Consider the following 17,851-nt stretch of genomic DNA (forward strand, 5'->3'; position numbering starts at 1 on the left):
TCTTTCTCCTATCTATTATTTATTCAAAAAATTCAAATTCATAGCCGCCAATAAATACAGAGCATCCATCTTCTGCCCCAAGTTCTTCCAATTTTTCAACAACTTTATTCTTTCTAAGATTTTCTTGGAAATATTTAAGTGAGTCGTAATCGTCAAAATTTGTGGATCGAAGAAGTTTGTCGATATAAGGTCCTTCAACAAAGTATTCGCCATTATCTTTAAATACTTTTATGCCTTCTTCTCTTGTAACTTCTTCCACATGCTCTTCATCGTAGGTCTTGTAGTCACTATAATCTACTTCTTGTAGCTTATTATATGTTAGCTTCATTAATTTGTCCAAATTTTTTGTAGTTGCACAAGAGCCTGCTATAATGTCGTATTTGTCGCCAAATTCTTCTTCCAATTTTTTTAGATTTTCTTGGGCACCTGGCATGTCCATTTTGTTGGCAAAAATAATTTGCTTCTTTTCGCCTAACTTGTCATTGTATCTAACAAGTTCTTCGTTGATCTTATAAAAGTCTTCAACGGGGTCCCTATATTCAGAGCCGGAAATGTCAAGAACGTGAATTAAAATTCCAGTTCTCTCAACATGCTTTAAGAACTCATCGCCTAGTCCAATTCCTTCAGACGCCCCTTCAATAAGACCTGGTATATCTGCAATAACAAAGGACTCGCCTTCATCAACTTTTACAACTCCAAGGTTTGGAGAAAGTGTAGTGAAGTGATAGTTTGCAATCTTTGGAGTGGCAGATGTTACTATGGAAAGTAGGGTTGACTTGCCAACATTTGGAAAACCGACAAGTCCCACATCAGCGAGAAGTTTTAATTCTAAGATTACTTCTCTTTCTTCGCCAACATTTCCTGCTTGGGCAAAGGCTGGCGCTTGTCTTGTTGATGTTTTAAATCTTGCATTGCCAAGACCGCCCTTGCCACCCTTACATACAGTGACAGACATATTGTTTTCCTTTAAGTCGTAGATGACACCCTTGGTATTTGCATCTCTAATTAGAGTTCCAACGGGAACCTTTAAGATTATGTCCTCGCCATCTTTTCCAAATTTTAATTTGTTCATGCCATTTTGTCCATTTTCGGCCTTGTATTCTCTTTTGTATCTAAAATCCATCAAGGTGTGAAGTCCAGAGTCAGTCATTACAATTACGCTTCCGCCTCTTCCACCGTCGCCTCCAGCAGGTCCACCAGCTGGTTCAAACTTTTCTCGTCTCCAAGCGACAGCGCCATCTCCACCTTTTCCGGCTTTTAATTTTATTTTTGCTATATCTATAAACATTTTTACCTCGCATTTTCTAAAATTATATCATAGAACTAACAAAGAATTGTAGTGAAAACTTGAACCTTATGTCAAATATGTAAAATCTTGGTGAAATTTTAGATTTTACAAAGAAATAAAGAAAAAAATAAAAGCAAGGTTTCCCTTGCTTCATCTTTATGCTAATTCAACTTTTTCTTCTTCGTAAACATTGGCGAATTTCTTTCCGCCCTTGCCCTTAGTTGTGAATCTCACAATACCATCAGCTGTAGCAAATAAAGTGTCGTCAGAACCCTTCATAACATTTTCGCCTGGATGGATTTTTGTTCCTCTTTGTCTAACTAAGATGTTGCCTGCTAGAACAAATTGACCGTCGCCTCTTTTAACTCCAAGTCTTTTTGAGTTTGAATCACGACCGTTCTTAGAAGAACCTGCTCCCTTTTTTGAAGAAAAAAGCAATAAATCAAATTTAATCATTTTACACCTCCAAAATCTTTAGTGTCAAATATTTTGGGTAAGCTTCATCGATAAGCTCAATCCCCATTATCATAAATTCAAAACAAGTTTGAATATCTTTTCTTTTAAAAATATCACTATTTAAAATTTCTATTTTTAATAATCCGTCGCCCTGTGTGTCTTTAATTTCACTTTCACAAACTCCAAGTTTATTTATCAGTGTGAAATAAAGAGTTTGAGTGAGAGTAGAAATGCTGGAGCAGACAATTTTATCAAATTCGCCCTCTGCATGACCACAAGACTTAAATCCACAGTAATAATCGCCTTTTTTGTAAAGGTCAATACTAGTCATTAGTTAATACCTGAAATTTCAACTAAAGTGTATGGTTGACGGTGTCCGTTTTTCTTTCTTTCGTTTTTCTTAGATTTGTATTTGTAAACAACAACTTTTTTGTTTTTACCTTGTGCCAATACCTTAGCTTCTACTTTTGCACCATCAACAAATGGAGCACCAACTTTAGGCTCATCACCAGATACAAAAAGAACTTTGTCAAAAGTTACTTTGTCGCCTTCTTTTACATCTAATTTTTCAACTTTAATTTTGTCACCAGCTTCAACAACATATTGTTTTCCGCCTGTTTCAATAATTGCGTACATTGTAGCACCTCCTCATTACAAGACTCGCCATTATAGGCACCGAAGTTTTAAACCTATTCTGTGCGGTTACATCAATGTATTTTATCACAAGGACTTGGCTTTGTAAAGAAATTATTTGCTATTTTTAGACAAATCCTCAAATAAAATAATAAAAAATAAGCAGGCTTTCACCTGCTTAGATTTTATCTTTATTTAATAAGATTTTCAACTGAAATTTTTAAAATTAGTCAGTTATTGTCTTATTTTTGATTTCTTCTTTTAGTGATGCGATAAATTCATCTACATCAACGCCATCAATTTCTTCGCCATTTCTCTTTCTAACAGAAAGTTTGCCAGAAGTTTCTTCTTTTTCACCAATTACTAGCATGTAGTTAATCTTCTTAACTTGTGCTTCTCTAATCTTGTAGCCAACTTTTTCTGTACGACCATCAAGGTGAACTCTAAGTCCTTCAGCGTGAAGTTTGTCTGCAATTTTTTCTGCAAAATCTTTAAATTTGTCAGATACAGGGATAACTTCAACTTGTACTGGAGATAACCATAGTGGAAATTTTCCTGCAAAGTGTTCGATTAGGATACCCATAAATCTTTCAACTGAACCTAGTAGGGCTCTGTGAAGCATAACTGGTCTCTTTCTTTCTCCATCTTCATCAACATAAGTTAAGTCAAAGTTTTCTGGAAGTTGGAAGTCAAGTTGGATTGTACCACATTGCCAAGTTCTTCCAATGGCATCTTCTAGGTGGAAGTCAATCTTAGGACCATAGAAAGCTCCGTCGCCTTCGTTAATTGTGTATGGAAGTTTCTTTTCTTCTAGGGCTTCTTTAAGTGACTTTTCAGCCAAGTTCCATGATTCAAGGTCTCCCATGTAGTCATCTGGTCTTGTTGAAAGTTCAATTGTATATTTAAATCCAAAAGTGCTGTATAGGTAATCAGCAAGGTCAATCATCTTAAATACTTCGTCTTTAACTTGTGAGAATAAGCAGTAAACGTGGGCATCGTCTTGAGTAAATGTTCTTACTCTAAATAGTCCATGAAGTGCTCCAGAAAGTTCATGTCTGTGAACAATTCCGTATTCAGCAAGTCTAATTGGAAGGTCTCTATATGAGTGATTGTTTGAATTGTAAACTAAAATTGAACCTGGGCAGTTCATTGGCTTAACAGCATAATCTCCATCGTCAATTTTTGTGAAATACATGTTGTCTTTATAGTGATCCCAGTGTCCTGATCTGTGCCACAAAGCTTCGTTTAAGATAATTGGAGTTAGGATTTCTCCGTAACCATTTTCATTTAGAACTCCTCTCCACCAATCAAGTAGAGTGTTTCTCAAAATCATTCCATTTGGATGGAAGAATGGGAAGCCAGGTCCTTCTTCGTGCATGCTAAAGAGGTCAAGTTCTTTTCCAAGTTTTCTGTGGTCTCTCTTTTCAGCTTCTTCGCGTCTTTCAATGTATTCATCTAATTGTTTTTGTTTTTCAAAGGCAATACCATAAATTCTTTGTAGCATCTTGTTATTTGAGTCGCCTCTCCAATAAGCACCTGCTATGGAAAGAAGTTTTATTGCCTTAATTCTTTTAGTTGAAAGAAGATGTGGTCCCTTGCAAAGGTCAACAAAGTCGCCAATCTTATACATTGTGATCTTTTCATCTTCTGGAAGGTCTTCAATTAGTTCAACCTTATAATCTTGATTTTGTTCCTTGAAATGCTTTATTGCTTCTTCTCTTGAAACTTCCATTTTTTCTACTGAAAGATCTTTTTTAGCAAGTTCCTTCATCTTGTCTTCAATTGCCTTTAGATCTTCATCAACAAATCTGTGTTCAAGGTCTAGGTCATAGTAGAAGCCTGCTTCAGTTGAAGGTCCAATGGCAAATTTTGTTTCTGGATAAAGTTCCTTAATTGCATAAGCCATTAAATGAGATGCAGTGTGCCATAAAATTTTCTTTCCTTCAATGTCATCGAATTTTACAACTTTAAAGTGAGCATCTTCATAAACTTCATCATCAAGTCCTAAAATTTCTCCATTGACAACTGCGCCAAGGGAATCTCTAAGAAGTCCTTGGGAGATGTCTCCAGTAATTTTACTTACCTTTACGCCACTTTCATATTCCTTTTGTGATCCATCTGGGTATTTAATTATCATCATATCCTCCTAAAATTAAAAAATAAAATAAAAAAAGTCATCATCCCAAAGGACGATGACCGTGGTTCCACCTTAATTAAACTCAAGGGATTTAACGCATCCATACGCCATAGTTTTCTATGGGGCTCCAAGTTAGTTTTCAAAAATACAAAATTGGAAACTTGCACCAGCCATTTCCTCTCTAAAAATTTTATATAATCTACTCTTCTTATCAAAGCCATTTTTAAAATTGCTCTTATATTAACATATAATTTTTAAAAATTCAAGAGTAAAGAGAAATTCTCTCTCAACTACTAACACTTATTACCCTGTGAAAAGTTTTTAAAACAATTTTTTTCTTTTTTTTGATATTATTAAAGAAGAAAAAATTATTTGGAGGTAAGTATGAAAAATAAGTTAAAATATTTTTTAATTTTTATCATAATAATAGCATCAATACCAATTCTTCCTGTCTTTGAAGAAAGTTTTTATGGGTTTTTTGCATTTTTAAATTTTCATGGTCTAAGTTCCCTTGCCCTACCTATTTTAATTTCACTACCCCTTATATACAAAAATAAAAATTTTTATTTTTTCTATATTTTACTTATACCTATTCTTTATAACAACTTTTTTATCTTCTATTTTTTCAAAGTTGTTGACTACTCTTTCACTTCAATAATTTTCTTTGTGATTGGACTTTTTTTCTCCCTTTACTTAATTAAGTACAATAAAAAAACTCCTTAAGAGGAGTTTGTAAATTATTTTATAAAAAATATTGAACCATAGTCTTCTATAGGATCCTTTGATAAAATTTCAAATTCATAGTCATGTTTTTTTATTATTTTTAAAATTTCTTCATGGGATGAGTGATGAGAAAAATCTCCTGTGAAGAATATTTTTTTGCCCAAGGCTCCACTTGCCCCACCTATAAAACCATAGTTAAAGTTTTGAAGTCTAATCTCCCCATGATTTATTTTATAAATCGGTATAAGGTCCCTTAGGCTTTCATAAATTCCTCCGTCACTTGTAATGATAAAGTCCTCTGTCACAAGCGAAGAGCACTTGCCATAGCCCTGCTTAATGTTTATCAACTCATAGGCAGAATTTTTGTAATAATCTAAGAGAACTTTATCTGTAAATTTTAAGTTGTGGATGAAATAATTTTTAAAAGTGAAGGCATTTAGGGGCACATCTTTTGGATACTTTTTTGACAAAATTGAGTGAGAGGGAAGGATTTTTTTGTCTGGAAAAATTTTTTTATAGTATTCCAAATTATCCCTGTCCACAACAAGCTCTCCCTTTGGCAGTGGATGGACTAAAATATCTGGATGAGTGTCAAGCCCCCTTAAAAGGTTTTTGTTGGCACGAGTCCTCACTACTTCTCCATAAGCTTTTAATTTTTCGGCAGAGTCTTCTGGAAAGTTTTCTGCCACAATTACATATTTCATTTCATCATCTCGTAAATTATTATTGATGCCGCAACATTGGCATTTAATGAGTCAACATTGGGAGAGATTGGAATATTTAAAAAACCCTTGGCATTAGACATTAAAAAGTCGGATACTCCCTTTGCCTCGTTGCCTATTACTACAATGTCCTTGTCCTTAAATTTATAGTCCCTTGTGGATCTTGAGTTGTTAAGTGAAGTTGCAATAATATTAAAATCTAAATTCACCAAATCTTCCCGGCTCATAAAATAAATTGGGACCCTAAAAATTGATGACATGGAGGACCTAACTGTCTTTGGATTGTATAAATCACAGGAGTTTGGCGAAATAATTAGACCATCAAGACCAAAGGCATCAGCAGATCTAATCATTCCTCCAAGATTTCCTGGCTCTCTTATGTCATCTAAGTACAAAAATTTCCCAGACTCTTCATGAAACTCTCTGTGAACCTCACTGTAGTAGGCAATTATGCCAGGTGAAGTCACTGCATCGCAAAGATTTTTGAAAATATTGTCTGAAAAAATAAATAAGTCTTCTTCCTTTACTCTTTTTATTATGTCAGAAAATTTATTTTCCTTAAGGGAAGTCTCATTTATGGCAATATATTTTGGTCTAAAGTCCCTTGCCTCTTCCATTACCAGGGGCTTTTCCACCATAAAAAGTCCATGCTCTTGTCTGTATTTTTTTTCCTTTAAACTCTTTAAAAATTTATAGGTCTCATTGTTTTTACTTGTGATTATCATTTTGCTCCTCGCCTTAAAGAAAAAAGCCCCGTAGGGCTCTTAGCTTTTATCTTATTTAAAATTACTTTTGTCCTTTAAATACTCTTTGACATCAATGACTTCGCCATTTTCCATAATTATTTTAAAGGAGTAGTCATAAACATAGGCTGCAGAAATTCCAATAAGTGATGCAGGAAGCGCCAAAATCATTCCAATGGCAGATGTAGTTAGGGAAAGAGATAGAACTGTTTCGTCGCCCTTTTCCACTACAAGTCTCCTTGCATTGCCCTTTCTCCAAATTTCTTTTATTGCGTCAACAATTTCGTCAAGATAATTTATAACTTCGTCAACATATTCTCTTCCTGTTTTACTTTCACGATTTTCGTAGGATTCTTTTTCTTCTTCATTCTCGAAAACCTTTGAAGCTTCAGCGCTTTCGTCATATTTTTCATCGCTTATGAATTTTATAGCTTCATCAACATCGCCGTCGCTATCAAGTAGTGCCTTTCTGACAATTTCATAGGATGCTCCAGTAGCATTTATAACGTAATCAATTTTTGTCATATTAATCATAATATCACCTCGTGTTTATACTTACCCAAGAAAAATATTTTAAAATTATTTTTTTGCAGTTTGGTCGTCTGCCTTTGCATTAGTATTTGCAGAAGAAGAATCTTGGCCTTCTTGACCTTCAGTTTGTGGAACTTGGTAAACTGCGTCCTTTTCTTCATCAACTATTGAGAAGAAAGTTCTGCCTGGATAAAATTTAACTTCAGTCCCATCAGGATACTTTAAGATAGTCCTTGCATCTTCATTTGCCTTTTCCCAACTTATTGGAGCAAGTTTTCCCTTTTGAAGAAGAAGTCCTGTACCACTTCCTATGTTTGCCATTTTTAAAGTTCCCTTAGGTCCAGCTACAACTCCCTTTTGGAAGAGGACAACTAGGTTATCTGTAGAAAATTCTTCCCCTGTTGCTTCATCAATAACAGGTTTATCTTGGCGAATGTATTTATATTTTCCACTTGCCTCATCATAAATAAATTTTGTCTTGTATCTATTGTTGAAGTTTAGTGTTATTTCCTTTACATCTATGCCTTCAATTTCTGCAATCTTGTCATAAAAATTTAGTGATATAGTGTTGTCATTTACATCAATGCCCTTTTTCTCAACTAAATAATTTTCGAGTTCAGGAAGGGAAATATATCCATTATGAGGTGCACGCTTGCCAACATTTTTATTTCTGTGGAAGACTATTCCTTCAAGGGCAATTCCATCAAGGTCAACTACATGTCTATTTCTAACTTCAGCAAGTCCTGCTTCAGATCCGCCCCAGTGAGCATAAATTGCATTATATTCCTTGGCAGTTTGCACAAAGTAAGGTCTTGCAGAACGAACTGGTCCCACACCTTCAGGGAAATTACTTTGGAATAGTGCCATGTATCTTGTGAACTCGCCTTCAACTCTGTACTCATAAATTATGTCAGCCTTAGAAATTTGTGCTTGAGGTCTTGCATCGTCGTGATTGTCAAGCATAACTGCAAAAATCTTTTTCTTGGCTTGTTCTTCATTATCTCTTTCTTCATGAGTAAGTGGTGTGTAGTAAACTATTTTTTCTGGCTCTTTCTTTACTTCTTCCTTAGGTGCATTGGCTGTGTTTGTGTCTTTGTTGCAGGCAATTAGTGAAGTCGCCACTAAAGTCATAAGTAAAAGTTTTTTTAATTTTTTCATAGTCTCTCCTCTTTCTGATTTCTTTTATGTATTAACTTAATTGTAGTTTATAAAGGATAATATGTAAACAAAGTATTACTTAAAAATTTTGTCTGTGATAAAATAAAAAAAGGTGGTGATTTTATGATTAAATATCTTGAAATAATTGTCTATCTTACTGCTTTGTTTGGATACTTTTTAACTAAATACACAAAAATAGTTAAAGATGAAAAGCTAAGAGGCAAGCTCTCCTATATCTTTAACCTCATAGCTTGGCTTCTGCTTGTATATGAATTCGTTCTAAAAAAATTTTTATAAATTTTGCAAAAAAAATAAGGGCAACTGCCCTTATTAATTTGCTTCTGTAAATCTTTTAATATCCTTATCGGAACCTAAAACTGTTAAGATGTCCTCTTCTTTAATCTTAAAAGAAGCAAGAGGGTTTACAAAATTTTCTCCAGCTCTCTTAACCATTAAAACATTAAAATTATAATCCTCTCTAAGTTTTAAGTCACGGATTTCTTTACCATTCATCTTTGGGCTTGCCTTTAAATCATAAATAGTATAGCCCTTAGAAATTTCATTGGCATCTAGTAAATAATCATTGGATAAATTATTTGCAAGTCTAAATCCCATGTCTCTTTCAGGGAAAATAATTTTATCTGCCCCACACTTTAACAAAATTTTTCCAAATCTATAATTAGGTGCCTTGGCAATAACTTTTTCGATTCCCGATTCTTTTGATGCAAGGACTGCCATTACGGCAGCTTCAAGATTTTCTCCAATGGCAATTACTGCAACATCATAATTTTTTAGTGCAAGCTCTGTCATTGCCTTTTCATCTTCAAGGTCACATATAACTGCTTCAGTGACATTTTCTGAAATTGCGTCAATTTTTTCTTCGTCACAATCTACAATTACAACATCATTTTTTAAATCATATAATCTTGTGGCAACAGTAGAGCCAAATCTACCACAGCCAAATACAATAAATGTCTTCATAATTACCCCACTATAATTTTTCCTTCTGAATATCTAGTATGTTTCTTTCTATGTGTATCTAAAATTCCAACACCTAAGGTTGCTGCTCCCACTCTTCCAAGATACATTAAGACAATTAAAATAATTTTGGAAAGAGAACTTAAGTCTGCAGTAATACCCCTGCTTACTCCTACAGTTCCAAAGGCTGAAACAATTTCGTATAAAATATCTAAATATAAAAATTTTCCCTGCTCAATTAGCGTAATCCAAAGAGATGAAAATATTACTAAGAAAGAACCCAAGGTGAAAATACAAAGAGATTTTATAAGAGTTTCATAAGGTATTGACTTGTGAAATATTTCTGTCTCCTTATTTCCCCTTAAAACAGAAATTGTTGATGATAATAAAACTCCAAAAGTTGTAGTCTTAATTCCTCCACCAGTTGATGCAGGAGATGCCCCAATAAACATTAGCATAATAGTTACAATTACAGAGCCTTCTTGCATCTTTCCTATGTCGATTGTATTAAAGCCTGCTGTTCTTGCTGTGACAGACATAAAAAATGAAGATAAAATTTTCCCCTTTAGAGACAAACCTGCCATAGCTGGACTCCTGTATTCAATTAAGAAAAAAGCAAGAGTGCCCACTAAAAGTAGCATTGCCGTAAAGAAAATTACAACCTTTGAGTGAAGACTTAAATTTTTAAATCTTCTCTTTCTATATATGTCAATAAAAACTGTGAAACCTAAACCGCCAAAAATTATTAAAAGTGAAATTGTCATGTTGACAGTAAAGTCAGACACATAATCCGTTAGAGAATTTCCTATGATGTCAAAGCCTGCGTTACAAAAGGCAGAAATTGAATGAAAGATAGAAAATAAAATTCCTCTTTCAAGTCCAAAGTCTGGGATAAATTTTGTGGCAAGTAAAATCGCCCCAATAAGTTCCACAATCAAAGAAAATTTAATAATATAAATTACAAGTCTAATGATACCCTTGCTGGTGTCTGCACTTGTCTGTTCCTTTATAATTCTTCTCTCAGTAATTCCAATTCTCTTGTTAAGCGCCATGGCAATAAGTGATAAAAATACCATTGTGCCAAGTCCACCAATTTGAATTAAAATAATTATTATAACTTTTCCAAAGGCAGTCCACTGAGTGGCAGTGTTAGCGACAATAAGTCCCGTCACACAAGATGCCGATGTAGATGTGAAGAATGCATTTAAAAATCCAATTCTCTCGCCATTTGCACTTGCTATGGGAAGGTCCAAAAGACAAGCTCCCAAGAAAATCAGTGCAAAAAAAGAAAGGCATACCATAAGAGGTGGATTCTTTTTTAATTTTCTAATCATAATACCCTCGTAAATTTTTATATATACATTATACAAAAAAAGCTCCCTAAAGGGAGCATTAAATTAATTTCCTTTTGCAACTTCAACTAATTTAGCAAAACCTGCTGGGTCATTAATTGCCATTTCAGAAAGCATCTTTCTGTTAATATTAACATTAGCTTTCTTAAGACCACTAATAAACTTAGAATAGCTCATGCCATTAATTCTTGCAGCAGCATTAATTCTTGTAATCCAAAGTTTTCTAAAATCTCTTTTTCTTTGCTTTCTACCAATATATGAGTAGTTTAGAGATTTCATAACAGCTTGGTTTGCAATTCTAAATAATTTTGATTTGGCACCAAAATATCCCTTAGCTTGTTTTAGGATATTATTATGTCTTTTTTTAGCGTTAACGCCTCTTTTTACTCTAGCCATCTTTACCTCCTATTAAGGGATCATGTGATCAATTCTCTTTTGATCACCTTTAGAAACTAAACTGCCCTTTCTAAGTTTTCTTAGTCTCTTAGCAGTTTTCTTACCAGTTAAATGTCCTTTATAAGCATAAAATCTTCTAAGCTTTCCAGAACCAGTTCTCTTAAACCTCTTGGCGGAAGCTCTGTGAGTTTTCATTTTTGCCATAAAAAATCCTCCTTAATTATCAGACTTATCTTTGTCTTTTCTCTCTGAAAGGAACATCACAAGACTTCTTCCTTCCATTTTAGGTTTTTTGTCCACAACTCCATACTCAGAAATTAAATCATAAAACTTGTCGAGAACGTCTCGTCCAAGATCAGTGTGACCCATCTCTCTACCTCTAAATCTAACTGAAACCTTAACTCTGTCACCATTCTTTAAGAAATCAATAGCTCTATTAGCTTTAGTATTTAAGTCATGATCTTCAATATTTGGAGTTAATCTGAGCTCCTTAATATTGATTACCTTTTGTTTTTTCTTAGATTCTTTTTCTTTCTTCTCTTGTTCGTATCTGTATTTACCATAGTCCATTATACGACATACTGGTGGTTTTGCGTTTGGCGCAACATTGACTAAGTCCAGTTTCTTAGATATAGCCAAATCAATGGCTTGCATCCTAGGCACAAGTCCTAATTGATTGCCTTCATCATCTACTAATCTGACTTCCTTTTCCCTTATCTCTTCATTGATTTGAAGTTCTTTAATTTCTAAGCACCTCCGTAAATTAAAAAAGCAGGCACCCAAAGATGCCCGCAAATTCATCATAATTTTAAAACAACCTAAATGACCTTGCCATTAGGTGAGAAGCGGACTTCTTCTTTAATAACAGATGATATAATAACACATAGTTTTTATCTTGTCAAATATTTTTTATACTAAAGATTTAATTTTTTGGTATAAAAGATCAATTGCCACTTCATTTTCGCCGCCTTCAGGAATAATTATATCGGCATACCTCTTTGAAGGCTCAACAAATTGAAGGTGAGATGGTCTTACTGTTGCCATGTATTGGTCTATTACTGAGTCAAGAGACCTTCCCCTCTCATGCATATCCCTTTTAATTCTTCTAATAATTCTAACATCGGCATCTGTGTCCACAAAAACTTTTATGTCCATGATGTCGATTAAATTTACCTCATTAAAAATTAAGATGCCTTCCAAAATTATAATTGGCTTTGGATAAACTATCTCCTTTTCCTTTTTTCTGTTGTGAAGGGAGAAGTCATAGATTGGCTTTTCAATTTCCTTACCTTCCTTTAACATCTCTAAATGTTCAAATAAGAGGTCGTTGTCAAAGGCAAGAGGATGGTCGTAATTAGTCTTAACTCTCTCTTCAAATACAAGATTTGACTGGTCTTTGTAATAAGAATCTTGCTCAATTACAGACACATTTTCTTTTCCAATAAGCTCAATTAATTTTTTTGTGACAGTGCTTTTTCCACTGCCACTTCCACCACATATGCCAATAATGCAGGCTTTAGTCTTCATTTTCTCTCCTCAAAATAAATCCTTTTTCAATAGGCTTATCTATTTTTATCTTAAAAATTTGCTTTGCCTTGTTTGCAACTTCAATTTCCTTGTCCTTTTCATCTAACATCTTTTCGATTTTGTAGTCAAAGTGCTTGATGCCAGGACCAAAAATTTCGATTTCGTCGCCAACAAAAACTCTATTTCTTTGCTCAATAGTTGCAATCTTTGAATCTTTGTCATAATCAAGGACAATTCCCACAAAGTCATAACCTCTGATGTAGGAGTTGTCTTCATAAACTTGTGAATTTTCATTGGCTTTGCCATAAAAGAATCCCGTAGTAAAATCTCTGTGACTTACTTTTTTTATCTCTTCTAAAAGATAGGGGTCGTACTTATAATTTTCTCTGTCAGCATAGTAAGCGTCAATTGCCATTCTGTAAGACCTTATAACAGTGGCAAGATAGTATTCACTTTTAACTCTGCCTTCAATTTTTAAGCTGGCAATACCTGCTTCAATTAAGTCGTCAATGTGCTCAATCATACATAGGTCCTTGGAGTTCATGATAAAAGTGCCTTCATCATGTTCTTCAATTGGAAAATATTCGCCAGGTCTCTTTTCTTCAACTAAGTGGTACTTATACCTGCAAGGTTGTGCGCAGTCGCCCAAGTTGGCATCTCTTCCAGTCATATAATTTGACAAAAGGCATCTGCCAGAGTAGGACATACACATGGCACCGTGAGCAAAAGTTTCAATTTCAATGGAATCTCCAACTTCTTTAATAATATCAGAAACTTCCTTTAAACTTAATTCCCTTGCCATTACAACTCTTTCTGCTCCAAGTTTTTGCCAGAATTTTACAGTCTGGGCATTTGTAACTGAGCCTTGAGTTGAAATGTGAATTGGAAAATCAGGTGCAACTTCCTTTACCTTCATAAACATGCCTGGGTCTGCAACTATTAGGGCATCCACTCCAATATCATAAAGTTTTTTGATGTAATCTTCTACTCCCACAATGTCCTTATCGTGAGGAATAATATTTAAAGTTACATGAAGGGTCTTTCCCCTTTCGTGCAAATAGTCTGCTGCCCACTTAATATCTTCAAGGGAAAAGTTCTTTGATGCCTTTCTAAGGCCAAAGCTTTCTCCTCCAAGATAAACTGCATCGGCACCATACTCCACTGCAGTTTTTAATTTATTAATATCACCAGCTGGTGCTAAAAGTTCAATCTTCTTCATCTTTTCTCCTAACTAAAAGTACTCCATCTCCAATGGGAACCACGGAGGATATAAATCTCTCGTCTTCTGAAATATCCTTTAAAAATTTTCTAAGTCTTTTTACAATAGTTATCTTTCTTCTCTTTACTAGGGAGTCCTCTGCAATCATGCCCTTAAAGAGGACATTGTCGCAGATTATAAGTCCCTTTTCCCTTAAATTTTTAAGTGCAGAGTCAAAATATTTTTCGTACTGACCCTTGGCCGCGTCAATAAAAATTAAATCATATTTTTCTTCTAAGTCAAGTAAATAATCATAGGCATCACTTTCGTGAACAGAAATAATATTTTCTAAGCCAGCATCAGAAATATTTTTTCGGGCAATTTCTGCCATTTCACCCTTTAATTCCACGCTGTCGATTTTTTCTATGCACTTATTTCTCTTTGCAAAGGAAATAGATGAGTAACCAATAGCTGTGCCCAGCTCAAGAATTTTTTTTGGCTTTTGCATGGAGATCAAAAAATTTATAAACTCTTCGCTTTCCCTTTCGATTATGGGCACATGATTTTCCTCTGCAAAATCATTCATCTCTCTTAGTTTCTCATCATTAATTTCTTTTAAATTTCTCAAATAATTTTCTATATAATCGTAATTTATATTTGGCATAATTCCTCTAAAAAAAGGGAACCTAATAGATTCCCTAAATGTCCTAAACTTCCATAATAATTGGCAAAATCATAGGATTTCTCTTTGTGTTTTTGAAAATATAGGATCTCAAATTATCTCTAATATCAGACTTGAGTCCATTCCAGTCCTTTAAATTGTCTCTTGAGTCTTCCTTTAAGATTTTTCTAACAACATTCTTTGCGTCTTCAATTAAATCTTCAGATTCTCTTACATAGACAAATCCTCTTGATATTATATCAGGTCCTGATACAACTTTTCCTTCTTTTGTAATAGTTATGACAACTATAATAAGTCCATCTTCAGAAAGATGTCTTCTGTCTCTTAATACAATATTTCCTACATCGCCAACGCCAAGTCCATCAACTAAAATATTTCCTGAAGGAACATCGCCCACAATCTTTGCATCTTTTTGCGAAATTTCTAGGCAGTTTCCATTTTCCATTATAAAGATATTTTCTTCTGACATTCCCATTTGAGTGGCAATTTTTGCGTGTTTCATCAAATGTCTAACTTCGCCGTGAGCAGGAATAAAATATTTTGGCTTAACTAAGCTTAAAATTAGTTTTAACTCTTCTTGGCAAGCGTGACCTGAAACATGAATTTCTGAAAGAGTTTCATAAATTACCTTTGCCCCTCTTTCAAGAAGTCTATTTATAACCTTTGTAACTGCATTTTCATTGCCAGGAATTGGAGTTGCTGAAAGAATTATAGCATCATTTGGTGTAAGCTGAATCTTTCTGTGTTCTCCATAGGCAATTCTAGTAAGGGCAGACATTGGCTCACCTTGTGAACCAGTTGTTATTAAAACAATTTCGCTGTCGTCATACTTATCCATATCTCTTATGTCAACAAAGGTGTCTTTTTTAACCCTAAATTGTCCCAGTCTTCTTGCAGTCTCAGTAACATTTACCATAGACCTACCAGATAAGACAACTTTTCTTCCATATTTTTCTGCAGAATTTATAATTTGTTGGACCCTATGCACATTTGATGCAAAAGTTGCAATGATAATTCTATTGTCTTGCAAGTTTTGGAAGAGTCTATTAAAGGTTTCTCCAACTTTAGATTCACTCATTGTATAGCCTGGTCTAAGCACGTTTGTGGATTCACCAATCATGGCAATAACGCCCTTTTCGCCTATTTCTGCAATTCTAGTTAAGTTAATTGGCTTGCCACTAATTGGTGTAAAGTCAACCTTAAAGTCTCCTGAATGATAAACATATCCAAGAGGTGTCTTTATGGCAAGGGCACAGGAATCTGGTATGGAGTGGTTTACATTTATCCACTCAACTTCCATTTTGCCAAGCTTCACTACATCTCCAGCATTAACTACATGGAGCTTGTCCTTAGAAAGTCTGTGTTCCTTTAATTTATTTTCCAATAGGCCAATAGTAAGTCCAGTTCCATAAATGTCTAAGTCTAGCTTTCTTAAAACATAAGGAATGGCACCAATATGGTCCTCGTGACCATGAGTTAATACAAGTCCTTTAATCTTATGCTTATTATTTTCCAAATAAGTTACATCTGGTATTACAACATCAATACCAAGCATTTCGTCTTCTGGGAAAGTCATACCACAGTCGATAATAATAATATCATCTCTGTATTCTACAACTGTAAGATTTTTTCCAATCTCGTGAAGTCCTCCCAGTGGAATTATCTTCACTTTATTAGTGTTTTTCATTAATTTGCCTTCTCCTCAAATTTGTGGCGGCAGTCTTCGCAATAACCCATAAATTTTAGAGTGTGGTCTACTATCTTAAAATTCTTTTCTTTTTCAACTTTAGCTTCTAGTTCATTTAAATTGTCGATATCAACTTCTTCGACTTTTCCGCAATTTAAGCAGACAAGATGATGATGTCTATGACCTTCACTTGGAACTCTAAGTTCATATCTTACAATGTTGTCGTCAAATACAATTTGATCTAGAATGCCAAGCTTGTGAAACAATTGGACAGTTCTATAAATAGTTGCAATGCCCATTTCAGGATCTTTCTTTGCAACTAAATTATAAACTTCTTCAGTAGTCATGTGTTTATCCTTATTGTCCAAAAAGATTTCATATACCTTAGCTCTTTGTTTTGTGTATTTATAACCCTTGTCTTTTAAGATTTTCTTAACAGGCTCAATATTTATATCCATATTATCACCTATTCTAATTCGTCCAAAAGTTCTTCATAGGCTTTTTTTGCTTCTTCAAGTTCATCGTCATCGATGCCAGAGAGAAGCTCATCACCATCTTCATCTTCTATCACTTTTAATATATAGATTTCTGGCTCTTCTTCATCTGTATAGAGTGCAACATAGTCAGTATCATCAATTGAAAATTTTGCGTCAACAAAAAATTCAACTTCAACACCATCTTCATCATATAATTTTATTTTATCCATTTTATCACCTATAAATTAAATCTATCCAGATAGGATTGCAGAATATATGTCGCTGCAATTTTATCTATATATTTTTTTCTATTTTCTCTGCGAACAGAACCCTCTATTAAAACTTGTTCTGCCATTAAAGTTGTCATTCTCTCGTCAACATACTCAATTTCAACATTAAATTTATTTTTCAATTTTTCTGCAAACTTCATGACCTTTTCACTTTGTGGCCCAATAGTATTGTTCATGTTCTTTGGAAGACCTACCACTATTTTTTCTACATTATATTCTTTTATTATGTCATGAATTTTATCATAGGCAAGTTTATTTGATTCTCTCTTAATTGTAATAAGAGGTTGAGCTGTAAGCATTAAAGCATCTGAAATAGCTACTCCAATCCAAACATCGCCAACATCAAGGCCTAAAACTCTATTCATATAACCACAACCTTTACAGGTACATATATAATATGTAAAAGAGATGGTCTAGCCATCTCAAATCTTTTCTAAATAAACTTTTAACATTTCTTGTAAAAGCTCATCACGCTCTACTTCTTGTATCATGGATCTTGCATTATCATGGCTTGTAATGTATGTGGGATCGCCTGATAATATATATCCAATAATTTGGTCAGAAGGATTATAACCCTTTTCTACTAGAGCATTATAAACAACTTTTAAAACACTCTTAATTCTCTCTTGTTCCAAACTGCTTTTTTCAAAAATTTGTGTATTATTGTTTTGATCCATAATTACCTCCAAATAGATTATATCATAAAATATCTATTTTGATAATATTATAATAGGTCACTTAGCTTATTTAGAGCTTCTTCGACTTTAGCTAAGTCCTTGGCACCAGCAGTTGCCATATCAGGTCTTCCGCCGCCGCCACCGCCAGCAACCTTTGCAATTTCTTTTATAATTTTGCCTGCGGCAATTTTCTTTTC

The 17,851-nt window shown here is 34.1% G+C and carries 25 protein-coding genes and 3 other annotated features; of the genes, 2 read left to right on the forward strand and 23 right to left on the reverse strand.

What is annotated here, in order from left to right; genetic code table 11:
• Positions 1 to 19 precede the first annotated feature (19 nt).
• From obgE to thrS, 5 genes are all read right to left on the reverse strand, one after another.
• A complete protein-coding gene (gene obgE, locus Q0U74_RS04745) occupies positions 20 to 1,288 on the reverse strand; it encodes a GTPase ObgE (RefSeq protein WP_297392963.1) in 1,269 nt (422 codons plus the stop codon).
• A 156-nt stretch (positions 1,289 to 1,444) separates the two neighbouring features.
• Positions 1,445 to 1,744 (reverse strand): 50S ribosomal protein L27, encoded by a 300-nt coding sequence (gene rpmA, locus Q0U74_RS04750; RefSeq protein ID WP_019125824.1) that lies wholly within the window; start codon positions 1,742 to 1,744, stop codon positions 1,445 to 1,447.
• 1 nt (position 1,745) lies between these two features.
• Positions 1,746 to 2,075, reverse strand: coding sequence for a ribosomal-processing cysteine protease Prp (locus Q0U74_RS04755; protein WP_297392964.1), 330 nt, complete (start codon positions 2,073 to 2,075; stop codon positions 1,746 to 1,748).
• Entirely contained in the window at positions 2,075 to 2,380 is a 306-nt protein-coding gene (gene rplU, locus Q0U74_RS04760) for a 50S ribosomal protein L21 (RefSeq protein WP_019125826.1), read from the reverse strand. Before rplU ends, Q0U74_RS04755 begins: the two co-directional genes overlap by 1 nt.
• 10 nt (positions 2,381 to 2,390) lie before the next feature.
• Positions 2,391 to 2,458, reverse strand: a sequence feature (ribosomal protein L21 leader region).
• A gap of 145 nt (positions 2,459 to 2,603) precedes the next feature.
• Positions 2,604 to 4,514 (reverse strand): threonine--tRNA ligase, encoded by a 1,911-nt coding sequence (gene thrS / locus Q0U74_RS04765; protein ID WP_297392965.1) that lies wholly within the window; start codon positions 4,512 to 4,514, stop codon positions 2,604 to 2,606.
• Between the two features lie 45 nt (positions 4,515 to 4,559).
• Positions 4,560 to 4,738 (reverse strand) — a binding site (T-box leader).
• 160 nt (positions 4,739 to 4,898) lie between these two features.
• On the opposite strand from thrS, the gene Q0U74_RS04770 reads away from it, so the two are divergent.
• The gene (locus tag Q0U74_RS04770; RefSeq protein ID WP_297392966.1) at positions 4,899 to 5,237 is read left to right on the forward strand and encodes a hypothetical protein; all 339 of its coding nucleotides are present in this window, start codon (positions 4,899 to 4,901) and stop codon (positions 5,235 to 5,237) included.
• A 14-nt stretch (positions 5,238 to 5,251) separates the two neighbouring features.
• Here Q0U74_RS04770 and Q0U74_RS04775 read toward each other — a convergent pair whose 3' ends face one another.
• Genes Q0U74_RS04775 through Q0U74_RS04790 form a run of 4 tightly spaced genes read right to left on the reverse strand, consistent with a single transcriptional unit; the run spans position 5,252 to position 8,391 of the window.
• The gene (locus Q0U74_RS04775; RefSeq protein ID WP_297392967.1) at positions 5,252 to 5,941 is read right to left on the reverse strand and encodes a DUF6873 family GME fold protein; all 690 of its coding nucleotides are present in this window, start codon (positions 5,939 to 5,941) and stop codon (positions 5,252 to 5,254) included.
• Complete coding sequence (locus Q0U74_RS04780) at positions 5,938 to 6,684, reverse strand: RNA methyltransferase (protein WP_297392968.1); 747 nt, start codon at positions 6,682 to 6,684, stop codon at positions 5,938 to 5,940. Before Q0U74_RS04780 ends, Q0U74_RS04775 begins: the two co-directional genes overlap by 4 nt.
• Positions 6,685 to 6,735: 51 nt before the next feature.
• Entirely contained in the window at positions 6,736 to 7,236 is a 501-nt protein-coding gene (locus Q0U74_RS04785) for a DUF4342 domain-containing protein (RefSeq protein WP_297392969.1), read from the reverse strand.
• A 45-nt stretch (positions 7,237 to 7,281) separates the two neighbouring features.
• Positions 7,282 to 8,391, reverse strand: a complete 1,110-nt coding sequence (locus tag Q0U74_RS04790; RefSeq protein WP_297392970.1) for a DUF3048 domain-containing protein — start codon at positions 8,389 to 8,391, stop codon at positions 7,282 to 7,284.
• Positions 8,392 to 8,514: 123 nt separating this feature from the next.
• On the opposite strand from Q0U74_RS04790, the gene Q0U74_RS04795 reads away from it, so the two are divergent.
• Positions 8,515 to 8,688 carry a hypothetical protein gene (locus Q0U74_RS04795; RefSeq protein ID WP_297392971.1) on the forward strand — a complete coding sequence of 58 codons (174 nt, stop codon included), beginning with the start codon at positions 8,515 to 8,517 and terminating at the stop codon, positions 8,686 to 8,688.
• A gap of 33 nt (positions 8,689 to 8,721) precedes the next feature.
• On the opposite strand, the gene Q0U74_RS04800 is transcribed toward Q0U74_RS04795, so the two are convergent.
• The 14 genes from Q0U74_RS04800 to Q0U74_RS04865 all read right to left on the reverse strand — a co-directional run.
• Positions 8,722 to 9,372: a TrkA family potassium uptake protein gene (locus tag Q0U74_RS04800; RefSeq protein ID WP_297392972.1), complete on the reverse strand. Its 651-nt coding sequence runs from the start codon at positions 9,370 to 9,372 to the stop codon at positions 8,722 to 8,724.
• A 2-nt stretch (positions 9,373 to 9,374) separates the two neighbouring features.
• Positions 9,375 to 10,703 carry a TrkH family potassium uptake protein gene (locus Q0U74_RS04805; RefSeq protein WP_297392973.1) on the reverse strand — a complete coding sequence of 443 codons (1,329 nt, stop codon included), beginning with the start codon at positions 10,701 to 10,703 and terminating at the stop codon, positions 9,375 to 9,377.
• A gap of 63 nt (positions 10,704 to 10,766) precedes the next feature.
• Positions 10,767 to 11,117 carry a 50S ribosomal protein L20 gene (gene rplT / locus Q0U74_RS04810; protein WP_297392974.1) on the reverse strand — a complete coding sequence of 117 codons (351 nt, stop codon included), beginning with the start codon at positions 11,115 to 11,117 and terminating at the stop codon, positions 10,767 to 10,769.
• 12 nt (positions 11,118 to 11,129) lie between these two features.
• On the reverse strand, positions 11,130 to 11,321 hold the full coding sequence (rpmI, locus tag Q0U74_RS04815) for a 50S ribosomal protein L35 (protein ID WP_019107680.1): 192 nt from the start codon (positions 11,319 to 11,321) through the stop codon (positions 11,130 to 11,132).
• A gap of 12 nt (positions 11,322 to 11,333) precedes the next feature.
• The gene (gene infC / locus Q0U74_RS04820; protein WP_297392975.1) at positions 11,334 to 11,921 is read right to left on the reverse strand and encodes a translation initiation factor IF-3; all 588 of its coding nucleotides are present in this window, start codon (positions 11,919 to 11,921) and stop codon (positions 11,334 to 11,336) included.
• Positions 11,875 to 11,982: a sequence feature (ribosomal protein L20 leader region), on the reverse strand. (Overlaps the previous gene by 47 nt.)
• Before the next feature lie 44 nt (positions 11,983 to 12,026).
• The gene (gene udk, locus Q0U74_RS04825) at positions 12,027 to 12,644 is read right to left on the reverse strand and encodes a uridine kinase (RefSeq protein ID WP_297392976.1); all 618 of its coding nucleotides are present in this window, start codon (positions 12,642 to 12,644) and stop codon (positions 12,027 to 12,029) included.
• Entirely contained in the window at positions 12,634 to 13,863 is a 1,230-nt protein-coding gene (locus Q0U74_RS04830; protein WP_297392977.1) for a U32 family peptidase, read from the reverse strand. Before Q0U74_RS04830 ends, udk begins: the two co-directional genes overlap by 11 nt.
• The gene (locus Q0U74_RS04835) at positions 13,850 to 14,506 is read right to left on the reverse strand and encodes an O-methyltransferase (RefSeq protein ID WP_297392978.1); all 657 of its coding nucleotides are present in this window, start codon (positions 14,504 to 14,506) and stop codon (positions 13,850 to 13,852) included. Before Q0U74_RS04835 ends, Q0U74_RS04830 begins: the two co-directional genes overlap by 14 nt.
• 43 nt (positions 14,507 to 14,549) lie before the next feature.
• Positions 14,550 to 16,211, reverse strand: coding sequence for a ribonuclease J (locus Q0U74_RS04840; RefSeq protein ID WP_297392979.1), 1,662 nt, complete (start codon positions 16,209 to 16,211; stop codon positions 14,550 to 14,552).
• Entirely contained in the window at positions 16,211 to 16,669 is a 459-nt protein-coding gene (locus tag Q0U74_RS04845; protein WP_297392980.1) for a Fur family transcriptional regulator, read from the reverse strand. Before Q0U74_RS04845 ends, Q0U74_RS04840 begins: the two co-directional genes overlap by 1 nt.
• An 8-nt stretch (positions 16,670 to 16,677) precedes the next feature.
• The gene (locus Q0U74_RS04850; RefSeq protein WP_297392981.1) at positions 16,678 to 16,917 is read right to left on the reverse strand and encodes a DUF1292 domain-containing protein; all 240 of its coding nucleotides are present in this window, start codon (positions 16,915 to 16,917) and stop codon (positions 16,678 to 16,680) included.
• Positions 16,918 to 16,925: 8 nt separating this feature from the next.
• Complete coding sequence (gene ruvX / locus Q0U74_RS04855) at positions 16,926 to 17,342, reverse strand: Holliday junction resolvase RuvX (protein WP_297392982.1); 417 nt, start codon at positions 17,340 to 17,342, stop codon at positions 16,926 to 16,928.
• Positions 17,343 to 17,399: 57 nt separating this feature from the next.
• Positions 17,400 to 17,654 (reverse strand): IreB family regulatory phosphoprotein, encoded by a 255-nt coding sequence (locus Q0U74_RS04860; RefSeq protein WP_297392983.1) that lies wholly within the window; start codon positions 17,652 to 17,654, stop codon positions 17,400 to 17,402.
• Between the two features lie 47 nt (positions 17,655 to 17,701).
• A partial coding sequence (locus tag Q0U74_RS04865) for a DHHA1 domain-containing protein (RefSeq protein WP_297392984.1) occupies positions 17,702 to 17,851 on the reverse strand: 150 nt, incomplete at its 5' end.

Source organism: uncultured Peptoniphilus sp. (assembly GCF_946998875.1).
Taxonomy (GTDB): Bacteria; Bacillota; Clostridia; order Tissierellales; family Peptoniphilaceae; genus Peptoniphilus_A.

What these genes read in the sequence shown, in the direction of transcription:
- udk (WP_297392976.1), bottom strand. Translation starts at nt 12,644, where the DNA reads ATGAAGACTAAAGCCTGCATTATTGGCATATGTGGTGGAAGTGGCAGT.
- rplU (WP_019125826.1), bottom strand. Translation starts at nt 2,380, where the DNA reads ATGTACGCAATTATTGAAACAGGCGGAAAACAATATGTTGTTGAAGCT.
- rpmI (WP_019107680.1), bottom strand. Translation starts at nt 11,321, where the DNA reads ATGGCAAAAATGAAAACTCACAGAGCTTCCGCCAAGAGGTTTAAGAGA.
- Q0U74_RS04775 (WP_297392967.1), bottom strand. Translation starts at nt 5,941, where the DNA reads ATGAAATATGTAATTGTGGCAGAAAACTTTCCAGAAGACTCTGCCGAA.
- Q0U74_RS04780 (WP_297392968.1), bottom strand. Translation starts at nt 6,684, where the DNA reads ATGATAATCACAAGTAAAAACAATGAGACCTATAAATTTTTAAAGAGT.
- rpmA (WP_019125824.1), bottom strand. Translation starts at nt 1,744, where the DNA reads ATGATTAAATTTGATTTATTGCTTTTTTCTTCAAAAAAGGGAGCAGGT.
- Q0U74_RS04830 (WP_297392977.1), bottom strand. Translation starts at nt 13,863, where the DNA reads ATGAAGAAGATTGAACTTTTAGCACCAGCTGGTGATATTAATAAATTA.
- Q0U74_RS04755 (WP_297392964.1), bottom strand. Translation starts at nt 2,075, where the DNA reads ATGACTAGTATTGACCTTTACAAAAAAGGCGATTATTACTGTGGATTT.
- Q0U74_RS04795 (WP_297392971.1), top strand. Translation starts at nt 8,515, where the DNA reads ATGATTAAATATCTTGAAATAATTGTCTATCTTACTGCTTTGTTTGGA.
- Q0U74_RS04845 (WP_297392980.1), bottom strand. Translation starts at nt 16,669, where the DNA reads ATGGATATAAATATTGAGCCTGTTAAGAAAATCTTAAAAGACAAGGGT.
- Q0U74_RS04800 (WP_297392972.1), bottom strand. Translation starts at nt 9,372, where the DNA reads ATGAAGACATTTATTGTATTTGGCTGTGGTAGATTTGGCTCTACTGTT.
- thrS (WP_297392965.1), bottom strand. Translation starts at nt 4,514, where the DNA reads ATGATAATTAAATACCCAGATGGATCACAAAAGGAATATGAAAGTGGC.
- Q0U74_RS04860 (WP_297392983.1), bottom strand. Translation starts at nt 17,654, where the DNA reads ATGGATCAAAACAATAATACACAAATTTTTGAAAAAAGCAGTTTGGAA.
- Q0U74_RS04805 (WP_297392973.1), bottom strand. Translation starts at nt 10,703, where the DNA reads ATGATTAGAAAATTAAAAAAGAATCCACCTCTTATGGTATGCCTTTCT.
- Q0U74_RS04770 (WP_297392966.1), top strand. Translation starts at nt 4,899, where the DNA reads ATGAAAAATAAGTTAAAATATTTTTTAATTTTTATCATAATAATAGCA.
- obgE (WP_297392963.1), bottom strand. Translation starts at nt 1,288, where the DNA reads ATGTTTATAGATATAGCAAAAATAAAATTAAAAGCCGGAAAAGGTGGA.
- rplT (WP_297392974.1), bottom strand. Translation starts at nt 11,117, where the DNA reads ATGGCTAGAGTAAAAAGAGGCGTTAACGCTAAAAAAAGACATAATAAT.
- Q0U74_RS04790 (WP_297392970.1), bottom strand. Translation starts at nt 8,391, where the DNA reads ATGAAAAAATTAAAAAAACTTTTACTTATGACTTTAGTGGCGACTTCA.
- infC (WP_297392975.1), bottom strand. Translation starts at nt 11,921, where the DNA reads ATGATGAATTTGCGGGCATCTTTGGGTGCCTGCTTTTTTAATTTACGG.
- Q0U74_RS04785 (WP_297392969.1), bottom strand. Translation starts at nt 7,236, where the DNA reads ATGATTAATATGACAAAAATTGATTACGTTATAAATGCTACTGGAGCA.
- ruvX (WP_297392982.1), bottom strand. Translation starts at nt 17,342, where the DNA reads ATGAATAGAGTTTTAGGCCTTGATGTTGGCGATGTTTGGATTGGAGTA.
- Q0U74_RS04835 (WP_297392978.1), bottom strand. Translation starts at nt 14,506, where the DNA reads ATGCCAAATATAAATTACGATTATATAGAAAATTATTTGAGAAATTTA.
- Q0U74_RS04850 (WP_297392981.1), bottom strand. Translation starts at nt 16,917, where the DNA reads ATGGATAAAATAAAATTATATGATGAAGATGGTGTTGAAGTTGAATTT.
- Q0U74_RS04840 (WP_297392979.1), bottom strand. Translation starts at nt 16,211, where the DNA reads ATGAAAAACACTAATAAAGTGAAGATAATTCCACTGGGAGGACTTCAC.